Source organism: Rhizomicrobium sp. (assembly GCF_056722145.1).
In genome coordinates this window covers 1-15,737 of sequence record NZ_JBWZET010000301.1, presented here as the reverse complement: position 1 = coordinate 15,737, position 15,737 = coordinate 1, and the positions used below count along the sequence as shown (strand labels likewise).

Sequence of the window (15,737 nt, the reverse complement as noted above, 5' to 3'; positions counted from 1 at the left end):
CCAAAACCCTCTTTAAAGATTAATTAAAATTCACCATTTATTCTAAATACGACGAGGTGCAAACGGTCCGGCTCATCCCCGGGCCGTTTTCGTTAGGCCTCGTTTTCAAAAAACCCCAACCAATCGTCGCCCGGAGTCTGTCAAAAACGACCCCTAAAACAAAATCATTGTTTTTTTTCGCCGCGCCCGAAGTTCGGCGAGGCGGTGTCCTGGCCGGCGTCGATGATCGATCGGCGGATGGCGCGGGTACGGGCGAACAGGTTGAACAGCGTCTCGCCGTCGCCCCAGCGGATGGCGCGCTGCAAAGCGGACAGGTCTTCGCTGAAGCGGCCCAGGACTTCCAGCACCGCCTCCTTGTTGTTGAGAAAGACGTCGCGCCACATCGTCGGGTCGGAGGCGGCGATGCGGGTGAAATCGCGGAAACCGCCGGCGGAATACTTGATGACTTCGTTCTCGGTGACGGTTTCGAGATCGTCGGCAGTGCCGACAATATTGTAGGCGATCAAATGCGGCACATGACTGGTGATCGCCAGCACCAGATCGTGGCGATGGGCGTCCATCACTTCGACATTGCTGCCGAGGCCTTCCCAGAACGCCTTCAGTTTGGCGACCGCTTTCGGATCGGTGCCCGGCGGCGGCGTCAGAATGCACCAGCGCCCGTCGAACAGTTCGGCAAAACCGGCGGTGGGACCCGATTGCTCGGTGCCGGCGATCGGATGGGCCGGAATGAAATGGACGCCTTCCGGCACCGAGGGACCGACATCGCGGATCACCGCGCCCTTCACGGACCCGGCATCGGAAAGAATCGCGCCGGGCTTCAAAGCGGGTGCGATCTCCTCGGCCAACGCCCCGAAGCTGCCGACCGGCGTGCACAGCACCACCAGATCGGCGTCTTTCACGCACGCGGCAGCATCGGTGTAGAGCGCATCGGCAAAGCCGACGGTACGCGCCAGATCGATGGTTTCGACACGATGGGAATAACCGGCAATGTGCCCGGCAAGGCCGCCGCGCCGCATCGCGTGCGCCATCGAGGACCCGATCAGACCGACGCCCAACAGCGCCACTTTGGAAAACATCTCGCTCATTTTCGTGCCATGAATTCGGCCAGTACCGTGAGAACCTTGTCGCAGGCTTCGGCCGGGCCGATGGTAAGCCGCAAACACTGTGGCAGGCCGTAACTGGCCACGCCGCGCAAAATCAGGCCGCGTTCGCTCAAGTATCGGTCGGCCTCCGTCGCCGGCTTGTCGGCCGGAAAGCGGATCAGCAGAAAATTGCAGACGCTGTCGTCGACTTCGAGTCCGAGGCCGCGGATCGCGGTGGTCAGTTTTTCGCGCCACAGCGCATTGTGTGCCACCGCTGCCGTCAGATGATCGTGATCGGCGAGCGCCGCGGCACCGGCCCGCTGGGCGGGAATGGAAACATTGAACGGCATGCGGATGCGGTTGAGCACGTCGGCGACCGCGGGCGGCACCAGCGCCCAGCCGATGCGCAGGCCGGCGAGGCCGTAGATCTTCGAGAAGGTCCGGGTCATAACGACATTGTCGTGCGCCAAGGCGAGCGCGATACCGGCGTCGTAATCATTTTTTTGGACGAACTCGGCATAGGCCGCGTCGAGCACCAGCAGCGTCTCAGCCGGCAGTCCGGCATGCAGGCGCCTCACTTCATCGAACGGCAGATAGGTGCCGGTCGGATTGTTGGGATTGGCGAGATAGACGAGCCGGGTCCTGGGCGTGATCGCGGCCAGCATGGCATCGACATCGACAGTGCGGTTTTTCTCCGGCACCGACACCGGCACGCCCGAATTGGCGAGGGTGGCGATCTTGTAGACCAGGAAAGCATGTTCGCTGAACACGACTTCGTCGCCAGGGCTGAGATAGGCGTTGGCGATCAAGGTGAGGAGCTCGTCGGAGCCGTTACCGCAGACGATGCGGTCGGGATCGAGCCCGAACGCTTCACCGACCGCGTGGCGCAGGAGTTCGGCCGAGCCTTCGGGATAGATCGAGACATCGCTCGCGGCGGCGGCGTAGGCGGCCAGCGCCTTGGGGCTGGGACCCAGCGCCCCTTCGTTGGACGACAGCTTGACCGGTGCGGCGACCCCCTCGACGGTGGCACGTCCACCGACGTAAGGCGCAATATCCAGCACGCCGGACTTGGGCGCGAAGGCCATTTGTTTCTCCTCTTCTCGTCTTCCTGATACGGCGAGCGGGGCGCAAAATCAAAACCGGCCGGCCAAAATGGTTTCGTTGACAGCCGGGCCCCCTGGCCTTAGCAAGCCGGTCCGGCGTCCGTTTTCAGGTTTCGGGTCCGGTGGTGAGGTTTCGTTGTCCGATCCCATCTTCCTGCGTCCTTTGACCGCTCCCGACGCCGACAAGGGCGAAGCGGTGGAATTCGGGCCCGACAAGGCCCTGGCGCTCGATTCCGGACGGGTGCTGACAACCTGGCGGCTGGCTTACAAGACCTATGGCACACTGAATGCCGCCCGCTCCAACGCCATCCTGATCTGCCATGCCCTGACTGGCGACCAGTTCGTCGCCTCCAGCCATCCCATCACCGGCAAGCCGGGCTGGTGGGAGAGCATGGTCGGCCCCGGCAAGGCGATCGATACCGACCGCTTTTTCGTCATCGCCTCGAACGTGATTGGCGGCTGCATGGGTTCGAGCGGCCCCGCCGAGGTCAATCCGGCGACCGGCAAGCCTTATGGTCTCGATTTTCCGCTGGTCACCATACGCGACATGGTCCGGGCCCAGGCGATGCTGATCGACCATCTCGGCATCGACAAGCTCCTCTGCGTCATGGGCGGCTCGATGGGTGGCATGCAGGCGCTGCAATGGACCGTCAGCTATCCCGAGCGGGTGGTAGCGGCGATGCCGATCGCCTGCGCGGCGCGCCATTCGGCCCAGAACATCGCTTTCCACGAGGTTGGCCGCCAGGCGATCATGGCTGATCCCGATTGGCACGGCGGCGCCTATCACGACCACGGCACCCAGCCCTCCAAGGGCTTGGCGGTGGCGCGCATGGCCGCGCACATCACCTATCTGTCGGAGCCGGCGCTGCAGCGCAAATTCGGCCGCACCTTGCAGAACGCCGGCGGCATCAGCTTCGCGTTTGCCCCCGATTTCCAGGTGGAATCCTATCTCCACCACCAGGGCTCGGCGTTCGTCGACCGCTTCGACGCCAATTCCTATCTCTACATCACCCGCGCCACCGATTATTTCGACATCGCCGCCGATTACGGTGGGGTGCTGGCCGAGGCCTTCCGCGGCTGCAAGACCCGCTTCTGCATCATCTCCTTCACCAGCGACTGGCTGTATCCGACGTTCGAGAACAAGCGCATCGCCCACGCCCTCAACGCGGTCGCCGCCAGCGTCAGCTTCGTCGAAATCGAATCCGACCGCGGCCACGACGCCTTCCTGCTCAACGAACCGCAGATGTTCGGCGCCGTGCACGGCTTCATCAATGCGGTGGCCGCCAGCGAAGGGATCGCCGGATGAGCCTTCGCCCCGACCTGGCCGCCATTGCCGACCTGATTCCGGACAAGGCGCGGGTGCTCGACATCGGTTGCGGCGACGGCACCCTGCTCGAACACCTTGCCGCCACCAAGCACGTCGACGGGCGCGGCCTGGAACTGTCGCAGCACAAGGTCAATGCCTGCGTCGCCCGCGGCCTGCCGGTGATCCAGGGCGATGCCGACACCGATCTCGGCGAATACCCGTCGCAGGTGTTCGATGTCGTGATCCTCAGCCTCACCATCCAGGCGACCCGCAATCCGCGCGCTGTGCTCGAACAAATGCTCAGGATCGGGCGGCGGACCGTCATCTCGCTGCCGAACTTCGGTCATTGGCACGTCCGGCTCGGTCTGCTGGCCAAGGGACGCATGCCGCGCACCAAGACGCTCGACAACGAGTGGTACGACACGCCGAACATCCACCTCTGCACCATCGCCGATTTCGTCGATCTTGCCGAACAATGTGGTGCCGGCATCGAGACGGCGCTGGCCTTGACGCCGGCGGGTCGCACCAAAGCGATGAGCCCGCGCTCGTGGGGACCCAATCTGATGGCGGAAGGGGCGATCTTCGTGCTGCGCGCCGATCAGCACGGCGCCGGACACTGACAACAGCCCCAAAACAGAAAGGAGCGGCTGGTTGCGGCAGCCGCTCCTGTCATCCGTCAGTGGCTTTGCCGTGCAACAGCTTTGTTGGGGGGCTGCCGCCGGTCACGCGACAAGGGGTACGCCCGTTATCGCCGTCTTGGGAACAGCCGCCGGCGTCATAGCTGCCCGGCGGCGAGAACAGGTACCGCCTGTTTCCCATGTAAATCCAATGACTTAGCCGCTTTGTTTCCGCTGAGGCGCTTTTCGCATATCCGCTATGCAGCAAGCGCCGCGCGCGGCGGCTTTGTCGTTATCAGTTCTTGCCGAGCAGCTGCAGGGCCTTGGAGTAATGGGCGACGCCCTGGGCATACATCTGGGTGCCGCAATAGGAGCGGCCGATGGACGCCTGTTCGCGGGCCGCGTCGGTCGAGGTGCCGGGCTGGGCCGCTTCGAGCGCTGCCGAAACCTGCTTGGCGAGGTGGACGCAGTCGGTCAGACGGGCGTCAGCGGCATTGGCGGCGGGGGCAAAAGCGAGCGTGGAAAGCGCGATCAGGGCAAATGCGAACTTCATGGGTTTCCTCCATCGAGAATTAAGTCCGGTGGTCCGGATGTGGTCGTTGACTGGGAGCTATTGTAGCCCATTGAGCTTCACATGTTTGGGAGGGCTGCTGTTCGAAAATTGCGCGGCTGCAGAAAAGTCCTGATTTAAAAGGCTTTTTTAGATCGCGTTGATGTGATGCCCGCACAGCGCATGGCGGTTTTGCAGCGATTGCAGCATTCATTCACTGCTGCAATCACAAACGAGTGAAGAGGGAGCTCAGCTTTGCAATGTTGCAGCTGGGCGCAACACCGATTTTGCCTTTGCCGGCTTTTTGATGGCGGCACGGCCATAGAGCGACTTCGAGGCCTCGACCAGGTGCACGCCAGCGATGCCGGAAAAAAACCGCCGCCCCAGCCGCTCGAAGCCATTGCCGAGCCCGGCCAGGCGGCGTCCGGCGAACGGCGGCACATAGAGTGCGCGATCCCATTTCATCGGCTCGAACAAGGTGTCGGTGAGAAGCCCGCTGAGTTCGCTTTTGTGGAACGGGCGGCCGCAGGCGAAGGGAGAGGATTCGAGCTGTGCCCACAGACTGGCGCGATTGGGCGTGACCAGCAGAATCCGCCCCTCGGGAGCGAGAACCCGCCAAAGTTGGCGCAGCAGCACGCGGGCGGCGTCCGCCCCTTCCAGTCCGTGCACCACCAGTATGCGGTCGAACATGGCGTCGGCGAAGGGCAACGCGTCCTCTTCGCCCAAAACCGCCAATTGGCGCGTGGTGGGCCACGCCACCACCCCGGTCCGCGGCGGCATCAGGGCGATCACCCGCTCGGCTTCGGTGAGATAGGATTTGAGATAGGGCGGGGCAAAGCCGTACCCGAGCACTCTGAGGCCGCGGCAATGCGGCCAGAATTCCTTGATGCGGCGGGAAATCAGCCGCCGGGCGGCCCGTCCCAGAGCCTGCGCGTAGAAATCGGAAAGCTCACCCGCGTCAAGCTGCATGACCAAAAGGCTTAAGCTGATCCGCTGCCGGGTTCAATGTGGCCGCCGGGGCTGGTAAGAACAGTTCAAGGATGGAGCCCACGCATGGCCGACCTCGACATCACCGTTATACCCTGCCTTCACGACAATTATGCCTATCTGATCCGGCGTGGTGACCTCGCTGCAGTGATCGATCCCGCCGAGGCCGCACCGGTGGTGGCGGCCCTCAACGGGGCAAGGCTGACCCACATCCTCAACACCCATCACCACTGGGATCATTCCGGCGGCAATCGGGACTTGAAGGCGGCCTACGGCGCCGAGGTGCTCGGTCCCGAGGCCGACCGCACCCGCATTCCGGCGATCGACACCGGCCTTGATGCAGCGGGCGGCTGGCAGTTCGCCGACATCCCCGTCACCGTGCTGGAGGTGCCGGCCCATACCCGCGGCGCCGCCGCTTATGTGTTCGGCGATGCCGTCTTCACTGGCGATACCATGTTCGTGATGGGCTGCGGCCGCCTGTTCGAGGGCACTGCCGCGATGATGCTGGCGAGCCTGACCAAGATCGCCGGGCTGCCCGATGCAACCCGGCTTTATTGCGGCCACGAATACACCCTCGCCAACGCCCGCTTCGCCCTGACCCTCGAGCCCGGCAATGCCGAATTGGTGACGCGGGCCAAAGAGGTGGAAGCGCTGGTTGCGGCCGGCAAACCGACGGTGCCGTCCTTCATCGGGATTGAGAAAGCGACCAACCCGTTCCTCAGGGCTCAATCGCCCGAGATCCGTGCCAATATCGGCATGGCGAAGAGCGACGATGTCGCCGTGTTCGCCGAAATCCGCCGGCGCAAGGATAATTTCTGAACGCTCAGCGCAGCGCGAACTCGCCCCAGATCGAGCCGAACTGCAGCACCGTCGCGGCGAGCACGAAGCAGTGCCAGATGGCGCGGTGATAGGGGATGCGCTCCCAGACGTAGAAGATCACGCCGGCCGAATAGACGATGCCCCCGGCCATCAGGAGCCAGAAATCGGCGTGCGCCAGCGACACCGACAACGGCTGGATCACGGTGACGATCACCCAGCCCATGGCGAGATAGAGTCCGAGCGAAAGCCATTCGAAGCGGCGGGGCCACACCAGCTTCATCACTACGCCGACCGTGGCGCAGCACCAGACGACGCTGAGGATGATGATGCCGGTGGTGCCGCCGAGCCGGTTGACGGCGAACGGCGTGTAGGTCGCCGCGATCATGATGAAGATGGCGGCGTGATCGAGCCGTCTGAGGATTTTCTTCGACGGGCGCGAATGCGGCATCATATTGTAGGCCGCCGAGCAGCCGATCATCGCCATCAGGCCGATGCAGTAGATCGAAACCGACAGCACCACGCTCATGCCGGTGACATGCCAGAGCAGCCACAGCGACGCATTGATGGCGAACAGGATGCCCACGACGTGCACGATATTGTCGGCAAGCTGCTCGTGCTGATTGTAAAGACGATGGACCCGTTCGACCGCTTTATTCATCGAAACCGTACTCCCGATACCCGTCGACTATTCCACGCTAGCGTGAAAAAACAAGTCGCACCCGTACTATTTTTGGGCAGCAGGTTGCTCGGGGCGTGGCGGAACCGGGCGCCGCTTGATGAAATTGTCGAGCTTCTTGGTGATCTGCGGAATGTGGAACTCGCGGTCCCAGACGGTCGCCGCTTCGGCCAGGAGTTTGGCGCGCAACTCTTCCGGAATCTCGGCCCAATGCACCAGCAGCGCCGACCCGAGCCGGCGGACATACGGCTCGTCCTCGGACGGATATTTGTAGGCGAACTGATCTTGCTTCGGAAGTTTCACGTATCTGGACCTTTTGAAATGGGCCGGCGGCGCGGCCGATCTATCAAATCCTTCGCCGGCCCGCCGTCAAGCCATCCGCCGGCGGACCGCGACCAAATTCACCCCCAGGGCCGTACAGCAGCACGTCCGAACACTTGGCCGCGCCGCCCGGCATGGTAAAACAGGTGCGCCATTTCCGGGGGACCCGACATGCGCCTTCTCCACCTTCTCGTCGCCGCCGCCGTCTTCGCTGTCGCCGCGCCGGCCCAGCCGCAGGCCCGCATCGAAACCAGTATGGGCACGGTCGTGATCGCGCTCGACAAGGATAAGGCGCCGAAAACGGTCGCCAACTTCATTCGCTATGCCCGCCAGGGGCTTTTCAACAATACCGTGATCTATCGCATCGTGCCCGGTTTTGTGGTCCAGAGCGGTTCGTTCGGCGCCGATTTCAAGTGGCGGGCGGTGGGTGCCCCGATCCCGCTCGAAACCGCCGGCGGCCTCTCCAACAAGCGCGGCACCATCGCCATGGCGCGCGAGACCAAGCCGACCAACAGCGCCAAGGCCGAGTTCTTCTTCAACCTCGCCGACACCAACGCTGCCGCGCTCGATCCGAAGCCGGGCGATGCCCCCAACACCACCGGCTTCGCCGTGTTCGGCCGGGTGGTGAGCGGCATGGAGGTGATCGACGCCATTGCGCTGGTGCCGCTCGGCGGCATGAAAGGCTCGTTCCCCACCGCCTATCCGCAGAAGACGATCGTGATCAAGAAGGTTACCATCGTCGAGGTGGCGGTGGCGCCCGCCGAACCGCCTGCCGCTGCAGCACCGGCCGCCACCGACGCGCCGGCAACGCCGCAGTAACGGCCACGGCAAACCCACGTCCGGCGCAGCGGAAGCATTTTGTAAGCGCTGCTGACAAGCACACGAGATGCTTGTCCTTGCGGGATTATATGTACTTTTTATCGACAAGACCGGCCGCCGTAACTTAACTTGCACGGTGGTGGATCTGGGACATCCCGGGCCGGTATTGCGATGTAGGCATTCTTGGGGATTGCAGACAATCCGTTTTGGGAGTCGCTTGCCGATTTCGGTGAGGCGCCCGCGCTTGTTGACGCGACCGGTGCGGTGGTCTCCTACCGCGCTTTGGTGCGCGATGCGGAGGCGTTTGCCGAAACCATCGGCCCCGAACGGCGCCTCGTCTTTCTCGCCATCGACAATACGAGGGTGGCGCTCACGGCCTACCTCGGCTGTCTCATTGGCCGCCATCCGGTGATGTTGTTCGGCGAGGAGGACCGCGACCGGATCGCCCCGCTCGTCGCCGCCTACCGCCCCAACCTTCTGGCCGGCCGCGAAACCCGCTGGCTGAGCCGCGAGGCACATGCACTCCATCCCGATCTGACTGTGCTGCTCTCGACCTCGGGCTCGACCGGTTCGGCCAAGCTGGTCAAGCTGTCGCGGCGCAATCTTGATGCCAATGCGCGGGCGATCGCGAGCTATCTTGCCCTGACGCCGTCGGAACGGGCGATCACGCTATTGAAGCCGCACTATTCCTACGGCCTGTCGGTCGTTCATTCCCATTGGCTCAGCGGCGCCAGCCTTGTCCTCAACCACGCCGCGGTCAGCGACGCCGCGTTCTGGCAAACCTTTCGCACGCTCGCAGCGACCAGCTTTGCCGGCGTGCCCTACACCTTTGAAACTCTGGCGCGGATGGAGGTCGCGCTTGGCGACTATCCCAGCTTTCGCTATGCCACCCAGGCGGGGGGGCGGCTGGCGCCCGCCCTGGTGCGCCGCTTCGCCCGCGAAGCAGCCGCAGCCGGTGGCCGGTTCTACGTCATGTATGGCCAGACCGAAGCCGCGCCGCGGATGGCCTATCTGCCGCCCGAATTGGCCGAGCAGCATCCCGACGCGATCGGCATTGCCATTCCCGGCGGCGCCCTCTCGCTGCACGACGAGATCGGAGAGCAAGTGCATCAGCCGGGGCAGCCGGGCGAGATTGTCTATCGCGGACCCAATGTGATGATGGGCTATGCCCTCGCGCCCGCCGATCTCGGCCGCGACGACAGCCCTGAAGCGCTCTTCACCGGCGACATCGCGATTCGTAACGAAGCCGGCCTGTTCACCATCGTCGGGCGGGCGGCGCGGTTCGTGAAGTTGTTCGGCAAGCGGCTCAATCTCGACGAGGTCGAGGCGCAGTTACGCGCCGCCGGACGCACCGCCGCCGTTGCGGGCAATGACGCGGAAATAGTCGTGGCGCTCGATGACGACGGCGATGACCCGGCGCCGGCGCTGGCCGCCACCTTCGACATCCCGCCCTTTGCCATCCGCGTACGGCACGGCATCGCCCGCCTCGCTACCGGCAAGCCCGATTACCCGGCGATCCTCGCCAAGCCGACGGCGCTGCCAACCCGCATTCTGTCGTGGAATTTCGCCCGTCACGTCGGACGCGAGGCGGCGACCATCCTCGGACTGGCGCCGCCGCGCTGGCAAAGCGTCGCCGATATTTTTCACCAGCTCGTCGGTCCGGCGACGGCGCGCGACAGCTTTTCCAGCTTGAATGGCGATTCGATGCGCTTCGTGCAGGTTTCCCTGGCGCTGGAGGACTTCCTCGGGGAGCTGCCGCCGGCCTGGGAACACCGCTCGATCGAGGAACTGGAGCGCCTGCGCGATGGCATCCTTTAAGCGGGCGGTGCGAATCGACATCTTTCTCCGGGCGGTGGCGATCCTGCTCGTCGCCTTCAATCATGCCGTCGACATGCTGACCCGCAACAACTGGCTGAATGGCGGCATGAGCGTGCTGATGATGGTGTCGGGCATGGCGTTTGCGCGCCTCGCCCTCGACAACGGAACCGGCGAACGCGCCACCCTCACCCTGACCCGCTTCGCCGGAAAACTGTTCACCGCCACGCTCGCTATTGTCATCCTGACCACGCCGGTGCGCGAAACCAGCCTGTTGGTGGCGAGCGGCCTCATCTACACCTTTACCGAATTGCCGTTCTGGTACGGCGTGCAAATGGCGGCGATCTGCCTCGTCCTCGCCGGGTTGTTCGCGACCCCCCCGTTCGCCAAGGCATTCTTTCGCAATCCCCGCACCGCATCGCTGGTCCTGTTGGCTCTGGCGCTGCTGATCCATGTGGTGTGCGAGCAGATCTGGGATACCCATCTTATGGAGCACCGCCTGCCGCACCTGATCGCATGGAATTTCCTGCTCGGCTGGGCGCTGCATTTTCTTCTTGCCAACCGCGAACGCGGGTTGGCGTTGACAGTGGTGATCGCCAGCGCCGCCGTCGGCTGGGGCCTCAAGAGCGATGCCGGCTATCTCGTCGTCGGCGCGCTGGCGGCGAGCAGCCTGCCGTCGGTGCGCCTGAAACCGGCCGTGGCGCATGCCACCCATCTCATCGCCCAGGCGACGTTCTTCATTTATCTGACGAGCTGGATTTTCATCGTCGGTTTCGCCCACGCGGTGCTGAAACTGATCCCCGCCCCGGCACCGGCAATCCGGGCCATGATCGTGGTGACAATATGGATTGGAGGGGTGGCAGCCAGCACCGCCTTGTGGGTCGGCTTCACCGCCGTTCTGCGCAGCCTTCACAGCGTCGCGCGCACCAAAACGCTGGCGAGCCGGTAGTCGGTCTCGGCGCAGGTTTGGCGAGCGCGATGCTAAGCGGCGCCGAATGCGGCGGGCCTGTCTTGCGATAGCGCCGTACCGAGGTCCACAGCGCGCAATTTCGCGCTACGGTTCCGCAGTGCCATCTCGAGGGCATCGACATCGGCTTTCAGCAGATCGAGTTCGAGGGTCAGTTCGCGAACTTGCTGGTTGCGCTTGGCGAGGTCTTCGGACGCCTCGAGCGCCATCTGGCGTTCGGTGACACCGCCTTTGGCGGTGATGAAAAATCTGGCGCCTTGCCAGGCGACGCGGCCGCGCTCGGTGTCCCGGGCAAATTTCCGTTCGGCGTAGAGGCGGCGCGATTTGCGGTAGGTTTCGAGCAGCTCGGTGTCGGACCACACCAGCATGTCGGACGCGGTGATTTCCATGGGCTCCTCCTTCGTATGAGATGGAACGTTAGGCGAACAATGTCGCGGGCTTGCGCTAGGCTGGTCGCAAAGTTTGTCCCGCTGCGAGCCTTTCGCGGCTGGCGGAGCGCGCCCGAACCGCGTAGGAACGACCGCCAAACACACGGAGTCGTTCCATGAAATCCGAGGCTTGGCTTACCCGGCTGGATGGCCGGCTGCAGGCGCAACTGTCTTTTCTGATCGCCGCCGACCGGCTGAAAGAGGTCACCCGCGCCTGCCGCATCACGCGCGGCGACCGCCAGGAGAACTCGGCCGAGCATTCCTGGCACCTCACCCTGTTTGCGCTGGTGCTGCAGGAATATGCGATCGAGCCGGTCGATATCGCCCGCGTGGTGATGATGCTGGTGCTGCACGATCTGATCGAGATCGAATGCGGCGATACCCCCATCTTCGCCGCCAATGCCGACACTCAAGACGAACGCGAGCAGGCCGCCGCCGACATCGTGTTCGGGCTCTTGCCGGAAGACCAGCGCCGCGATTTACGCGCCGTCTGGGAAGAATTCGAAGTGGCGTCGACCGCCGATGCAAAGTTCGCCAAGGCACTCGACCGGCTGCAACCGATCCTGCTCAACCATGCCGTCGGCGGCGGCAGCTGGATCACTTACGATGTCGACATCAGCCGCGAGCGCGCCCTAACCAACAAAATTGAAAAGGGCTCGCCGACGCTGTGGGCCGCCGCCAATGCGGTGTTCGAAGACGCCGTCAAATGCGGCTGGATGAAACCGGCGCCATAACGCGCTATGGTACAGGCAACACAGGGGGGGATGAGATGAAGCACGCCACGATGTTTGCCGCGCTGGTGGCCGTGACGGTGCCAGCGCTGGGCGAGGACATTCTCAACCTGCCTTGCGACGTGTTGCCGACGACGGCGGTCCGCGCCCTGCCGTCACCGTTTGACCAGTATTTCGATCTTGTCTGCACCAAGGCCGGCCAAGCGATCAAGGCCAAGTCGGGCTTCGCGTTGGTCTTCAAGGAAGGCCGCTTCTATCTCAACGCGGCGAACCCCGAACATCCCGACCAGATCAGTCCGACGATCCATTACACCGCGTTCGTCAATGCGCCACTCAGCGGGGCGGAGGCGGCCGCCCTGCGCGCCGACCTGCACACCATCGCCAATAGTCCGGTGATCGACGGCTCCACCATCTTGCGGCTTCGCATCGACACGTCCACCGGCGCCAAGAAGCAGATCTACCTGCTGCTGCCGACCAACGGCGGCAGCGTGCTCGGCATGGAATGCGTCAAGGATTGCAAGCCGATCGGCGAGGACCCGTGGTTCTTCGCCATCGAGCCGGACAGCGGACACTGAGCGCGCAAGCAATCGTCGCCTATCGCTTCTGCCGGGCCTTGCGGGCGGCGTAGCGGGCGTCGCGGGCGGCCTTCTGGGCGGCGAGGAGTTCGGCGTACTTCGCCATTTCCTCGTGCTTCTGCCGTTCGGCTTCGGCGGCGGCTTCCGCCTCCAGGCGCAGACGCTCTTCCTCGGCGGCGCGGCGCTCGGCTTCGAGGCGCTCCTCTTCGGCCTTCTTCTCGGCTTCCTTGAGCGCCCGGCGCTCGTCGCGCTCCTTGGCGATGCGGGCGCGCTCTTCGGCGCGGGCGCCCGCGCCCTCCTTCATCGCCTCGGCGCGCTTCCTGGCGCGTTCGAGTTCGGCTTGGCGGGCGGCGTTACGGTCTTTCAGGCGGTCGGCAAAATTATTGGGATTGAACGCAGGCATCGGGTCGTAGGGTACCTTTTCTTCGTCGGTTGTCGGGCGAGGCCGCCGGGCGGCCCCCACCCCAATTCGCGGACGCGAATTGGACCTCCCCACCTGGGGAAGTGGTTCAGGCAGTCTTCAGTTATCCAAGAACGAGCGCAGCTTGCGACTCCGCGACGGGTGCTTGAGCTTGCGCAGCGCCTTGGCCTCGATCTGGCGGATACGTTCGCGGGTGACGCTGAACTGCTGACCCACCTCTTCGAGGGTATGGTCGGTGTTCATGCCGATGCCGAAGCGCATGCGCAATACGCGTTCCTCGCGCGGGGTCAATGTTGCCAGCACCCGCGTCGTGGTTTCGCGCAAATTGGCCTGGATTGCCGCGTCGATCGGCAGCACCGCGTTCTTGTCCTCGATGAAGTCGCCGAGATGCGAATCCTCCTCGTCGCCGATCGGCGTTTCGAGGGAAATCGGTTCCTTGGCGATCTTCAGGACCTTGCGGACCTTTTCGAGCGGCATGGCGAGACGTTCTGCCAGCTCTTCCGGCGTCGGCTCGCGGCCGATTTCGTGCAGCATCTGGCGGCTGGTGCGGACCAGCTTGTTGATCGTCTCGATCATGCGCACCGGGATGCGGATGGTGCGCGCCTGATCGGCGATGGAGCGCGTGATGGCCTGGCGAATCCACCAGGTGGCGTAGGTCGAGAATTTGTAGCCGCGGCGGTATTCGAATTTATCGACCGCCTTCATCAAGCCGATGTTGCCTTCCTGAATGAGGTCGAGGAACTGCAGGCCGCGGTTGGTGTACTTTTTGGCGATGGAGACGACGAGGCGGAGGTTCGCCTCGATCAGCTCGCGCTTGGCCTGCTCGGCGTCCATGTCGCCCTGGATCATCTCGCGCTGGGTGCGCTTGAGCTCGGCAATGGAGACCCCGGCATCGCCCTCGATCTTCTCGAGGTCCATCTTGCAGTTCTTCTGCTGGCGGCGGTATTCCTTCTTGAGCTCCTCGCTCTTGGAGGCGTCAAATTTCTGGTCGAGCGAGCGGATCTGGCGTTCCAGGGTGCGCATGTTGTCGACGGTCTTGTTGACCTTGTCGAGCAGCCGTTTGCGCTCCATGGGCGTGTACTTCAGCTCCCGCACCACGCGCGAGACCAGGACCTTTTCGCGGGCGATCAGCCAGCGGTTCCGGCGCACTTCCTTGATCTTGGCCTTGGGGGCGTTGGCCGGCAGGGGAACAACCTTCTCCTCAAATCCGGCAATCTTCTTCTGGTGCTTGATGAGCTGGTCGATGCGGGTGACGGTGGACTTCACGCGCGCCTGCACCACATCCTCGGTGAGCTCTTCTTCGTCGAAGACCACCACTTCCTTGACGTTGCGCACTCCGCGGCGCAGATCTTCGCCGAGGGCGATGATCTCGCGGATGACGATCGGCGAGCGGCTGATGGCCTTCATCACTCGCAGCTGGCCGCGCTCAATGCGCTTGGCAATCTCGACTTCGCCTTCACGGGTGAGCAGCGGCACGGTGCCCATCTCGCGCAGATACATGCGGACCGGGTCATTGGTCTTCTCAAGGGTGCCGGGCGTCAGATCCAGCTCGACGTCCTCGCCCTCTTCCATGTCGAAGTCTTTGTCGCCGCCGAACTTGGGTCCATCCAGCAGATCGATGCCCTGGGTGCCGATCGTGGTAATCAGATCGTCCAGATCGTCGGCCGAGGTCATCTCTTCCGGCATCATGTCATTCACATCGCCGTAGGTGAGATAGCCCTTCTCCTTGCCGACCTCGATCAGGCCTTCGATCTCGTGTTCGTACTTGTCGTCCATTGCCAAAATATCCCTGCTCTTCTGCGCAGTCAGTTTCAGCACCGGACTGCACGGCGGTGCGATGTTTGCGGGTGTGTTGGCCGAGCTCTTGCAAGAGATTTATCGGCACACAAGCGCAAACCTGCGGTTACCCGCGGATAGGGGTTTGTTCAGGTAGCTCGGAGCAGGATGACAAGCGCTTCAGGTTCCAGACCTGGTTGGCCCGCGAGCCGCAGCTCATAGGTGGGGCGAAAGGGCGCGCATCCTCACAGAGATCACCAGAATAACATGTTGCACCGTGGCAGCTCCAGCAAAAAACAGCTCCTGCCTCTCCGCGTCAGCTCATTCCAATCGGGCTCCGGCTGCTCCGATCTCCGCCGGCCGCTCCCTGCGATCTTCTATCTTCTTAGACGCCAGAGTGTTGCGAAACGACGCAGAGATTATGGGGTTGCGCGTATCTACGCGCGATCTCATAATCTTGAGAGGAAGAACGTGGAAGGGCGTGCTGCAAAAAAAGTGCAAAAGGCGAGCCCACGGGGAACGGATCCCGGTGCCGGATCAAAATAAGTCGCGAACGGCGGTGAAGGAATGCCGTGGAATGTCGAAGAATTTCCATATAATGGTAGGAAGTCGTCGTAGCTAAGAGCCTATCCGCATATAGAGATAGTTTGTCTCCATGCGGTTAACGCGGCGGCTGTGTAGAGTAGCGCCAAGTAGCTAGCCTCAGTCTTCTCGAAACTGACCAGCAGTTTGCGATAGTTGTTC

The 15,737-nt window shown here is 63.3% G+C and carries 17 protein-coding genes; 8 read left to right on the top strand and 9 right to left on the bottom strand.

The window, feature by feature from the left end:
• Positions 1-164 precede the first annotated feature (164 nt).
• Both AC1P6P_RS15965 and hisC read right to left on the bottom strand, forming a co-directional pair.
• A complete protein-coding gene (locus AC1P6P_RS15965) occupies positions 165-1,085 on the bottom strand; it encodes a prephenate/arogenate dehydrogenase family protein (protein WP_481403437.1) in 921 nt (306 codons plus the stop codon).
• Complete coding sequence (gene hisC, locus AC1P6P_RS15960; RefSeq protein ID WP_481403436.1) at positions 1,082-2,167, bottom strand: histidinol-phosphate transaminase; 1,086 nt, start codon at positions 2,165-2,167, stop codon at positions 1,082-1,084. The genes AC1P6P_RS15965 and hisC overlap by 4 nt, the downstream gene beginning before the upstream one ends.
• Before the next feature lie 154 nt (positions 2,168-2,321).
• On the opposite strand from hisC, the gene metX reads away from it, so the two are divergent.
• Positions 2,322-3,491 carry a homoserine O-acetyltransferase MetX gene (metX, locus tag AC1P6P_RS15955; RefSeq protein ID WP_481403435.1) on the top strand — a complete coding sequence of 390 codons (1,170 nt, stop codon included), beginning with the start codon at positions 2,322-2,324 and terminating at the stop codon, positions 3,489-3,491.
• A complete protein-coding gene (gene metW / locus AC1P6P_RS15950) occupies positions 3,488-4,111 on the top strand; it encodes a methionine biosynthesis protein MetW (protein ID WP_481403434.1) in 624 nt (207 codons plus the stop codon). The genes metX and metW overlap by 4 nt, the downstream gene beginning before the upstream one ends.
• 292 nt (positions 4,112-4,403) lie before the next feature.
• On the opposite strand, the gene AC1P6P_RS15945 is transcribed toward metW, so the two are convergent.
• Complete coding sequence (locus AC1P6P_RS15945; protein ID WP_481403433.1) at positions 4,404-4,661, bottom strand: hypothetical protein; 258 nt, start codon at positions 4,659-4,661, stop codon at positions 4,404-4,406.
• A gap of 246 nt (positions 4,662-4,907) precedes the next feature.
• Positions 4,908-5,627 (bottom strand): methyltransferase domain-containing protein, encoded by a 720-nt coding sequence (locus tag AC1P6P_RS15940; protein WP_481403432.1) that lies wholly within the window; start codon positions 5,625-5,627, stop codon positions 4,908-4,910.
• A gap of 84 nt (positions 5,628-5,711) precedes the next feature.
• Here AC1P6P_RS15940 and gloB point away from each other — a divergent pair, with 84 nt between their 5' ends.
• On the top strand, positions 5,712-6,464 hold the full coding sequence (gloB, locus tag AC1P6P_RS15935) for a hydroxyacylglutathione hydrolase (RefSeq protein ID WP_481403431.1): 753 nt from the start codon (positions 5,712-5,714) through the stop codon (positions 6,462-6,464).
• Between the two features lie 4 nt (positions 6,465-6,468).
• Here the strand turns inward: gloB and trhA are convergent, their stop codons facing one another.
• Both trhA and AC1P6P_RS15925 read right to left on the bottom strand, forming a co-directional pair.
• Positions 6,469-7,122 (bottom strand): PAQR family membrane homeostasis protein TrhA, encoded by a 654-nt coding sequence (gene trhA / locus AC1P6P_RS15930; RefSeq protein ID WP_481403430.1) that lies wholly within the window; start codon positions 7,120-7,122, stop codon positions 6,469-6,471.
• Positions 7,123-7,188: 66 nt separating this feature from the next.
• A complete protein-coding gene (locus AC1P6P_RS15925) occupies positions 7,189-7,443 on the bottom strand; it encodes a hypothetical protein (RefSeq protein WP_481403429.1) in 255 nt (84 codons plus the stop codon).
• A gap of 189 nt (positions 7,444-7,632) precedes the next feature.
• Here AC1P6P_RS15925 and AC1P6P_RS15920 point away from each other — a divergent pair, with 189 nt between their 5' ends.
• The 3 genes from AC1P6P_RS15920 to AC1P6P_RS15910 all read left to right on the top strand — a co-directional run bounded on the left by AC1P6P_RS15920 (position 7,633) and on the right by AC1P6P_RS15910 (position 11,044).
• Positions 7,633-8,280: a peptidylprolyl isomerase gene (locus AC1P6P_RS15920; protein WP_481403428.1), complete on the top strand. Its 648-nt coding sequence runs from the start codon at positions 7,633-7,635 to the stop codon at positions 8,278-8,280.
• Positions 8,281-8,463: 183 nt separating this feature from the next.
• Positions 8,464-10,098, top strand: a complete 1,635-nt coding sequence (locus AC1P6P_RS15915; protein ID WP_481403427.1) for an AMP-binding protein — start codon at positions 8,464-8,466, stop codon at positions 10,096-10,098.
• On the top strand, positions 10,085-11,044 hold the full coding sequence (locus tag AC1P6P_RS15910) for a hypothetical protein (RefSeq protein WP_481403426.1): 960 nt from the start codon (positions 10,085-10,087) through the stop codon (positions 11,042-11,044). Before AC1P6P_RS15915 ends, AC1P6P_RS15910 begins: the two co-directional genes overlap by 14 nt.
• A 32-nt stretch (positions 11,045-11,076) precedes the next feature.
• On the opposite strand, the gene AC1P6P_RS15905 is transcribed toward AC1P6P_RS15910, so the two are convergent.
• Positions 11,077-11,451 carry a hypothetical protein gene (locus tag AC1P6P_RS15905; RefSeq protein WP_481403425.1) on the bottom strand — a complete coding sequence of 125 codons (375 nt, stop codon included), beginning with the start codon at positions 11,449-11,451 and terminating at the stop codon, positions 11,077-11,079.
• A gap of 155 nt (positions 11,452-11,606) precedes the next feature.
• On the opposite strand from AC1P6P_RS15905, the gene AC1P6P_RS15900 reads away from it, so the two are divergent.
• Together AC1P6P_RS15900 and AC1P6P_RS15895 are read left to right on the top strand one after the other, a co-directional pair.
• Positions 11,607-12,224 (top strand): HD domain-containing protein, encoded by a 618-nt coding sequence (locus AC1P6P_RS15900; RefSeq protein WP_481403424.1) that lies wholly within the window; start codon positions 11,607-11,609, stop codon positions 12,222-12,224.
• A 35-nt stretch (positions 12,225-12,259) separates the two neighbouring features.
• The gene (locus tag AC1P6P_RS15895) at positions 12,260-12,796 is read left to right on the top strand and encodes a hypothetical protein (protein ID WP_481403423.1); all 537 of its coding nucleotides are present in this window, start codon (positions 12,260-12,262) and stop codon (positions 12,794-12,796) included.
• Positions 12,797-12,815: 19 nt separating this feature from the next.
• On the opposite strand, the gene AC1P6P_RS15890 is transcribed toward AC1P6P_RS15895, so the two are convergent.
• Positions 12,816-13,199 (bottom strand): DUF6481 family protein, encoded by a 384-nt coding sequence (locus AC1P6P_RS15890; RefSeq protein WP_481403422.1) that lies wholly within the window; start codon positions 13,197-13,199, stop codon positions 12,816-12,818.
• Positions 13,200-13,316: 117 nt separating this feature from the next.
• Complete coding sequence (gene rpoD / locus AC1P6P_RS15885; RefSeq protein WP_481403421.1) at positions 13,317-14,993, bottom strand: RNA polymerase sigma factor RpoD; 1,677 nt, start codon at positions 14,991-14,993, stop codon at positions 13,317-13,319.
• Positions 14,994-15,737 lie beyond the last annotated feature (744 nt).

Coding starts and splice junctions, on each gene's coding strand:
- gloB (WP_481403431.1), top strand. CDS start 5,712: ATGGCCGACCTCGACATCACCGTTATACCCTGCCTTCACGACAATTAT.
- rpoD (WP_481403421.1), bottom strand. CDS start 14,993: ATGGACGACAAGTACGAACACGAGATCGAAGGCCTGATCGAGGTCGGC.
- AC1P6P_RS15910 (WP_481403426.1), top strand. CDS start 10,085: ATGGCATCCTTTAAGCGGGCGGTGCGAATCGACATCTTTCTCCGGGCG.
- metW (WP_481403434.1), top strand. CDS start 3,488: ATGAGCCTTCGCCCCGACCTGGCCGCCATTGCCGACCTGATTCCGGAC.
- trhA (WP_481403430.1), bottom strand. CDS start 7,122: ATGAATAAAGCGGTCGAACGGGTCCATCGTCTTTACAATCAGCACGAG.
- AC1P6P_RS15895 (WP_481403423.1), top strand. CDS start 12,260: ATGAAGCACGCCACGATGTTTGCCGCGCTGGTGGCCGTGACGGTGCCA.
- AC1P6P_RS15905 (WP_481403425.1), bottom strand. CDS start 11,451: ATGGAAATCACCGCGTCCGACATGCTGGTGTGGTCCGACACCGAGCTG.
- AC1P6P_RS15920 (WP_481403428.1), top strand. CDS start 7,633: ATGCGCCTTCTCCACCTTCTCGTCGCCGCCGCCGTCTTCGCTGTCGCC.
- AC1P6P_RS15965 (WP_481403437.1), bottom strand. CDS start 1,085: ATGAGCGAGATGTTTTCCAAAGTGGCGCTGTTGGGCGTCGGTCTGATC.
- AC1P6P_RS15940 (WP_481403432.1), bottom strand. CDS start 5,627: ATGCAGCTTGACGCGGGTGAGCTTTCCGATTTCTACGCGCAGGCTCTG.
- AC1P6P_RS15945 (WP_481403433.1), bottom strand. CDS start 4,661: ATGAAGTTCGCATTTGCCCTGATCGCGCTTTCCACGCTCGCTTTTGCC.
- hisC (WP_481403436.1), bottom strand. CDS start 2,167: ATGGCCTTCGCGCCCAAGTCCGGCGTGCTGGATATTGCGCCTTACGTC.
- AC1P6P_RS15900 (WP_481403424.1), top strand. CDS start 11,607: ATGAAATCCGAGGCTTGGCTTACCCGGCTGGATGGCCGGCTGCAGGCG.
- AC1P6P_RS15890 (WP_481403422.1), bottom strand. CDS start 13,199: ATGCCTGCGTTCAATCCCAATAATTTTGCCGACCGCCTGAAAGACCGT.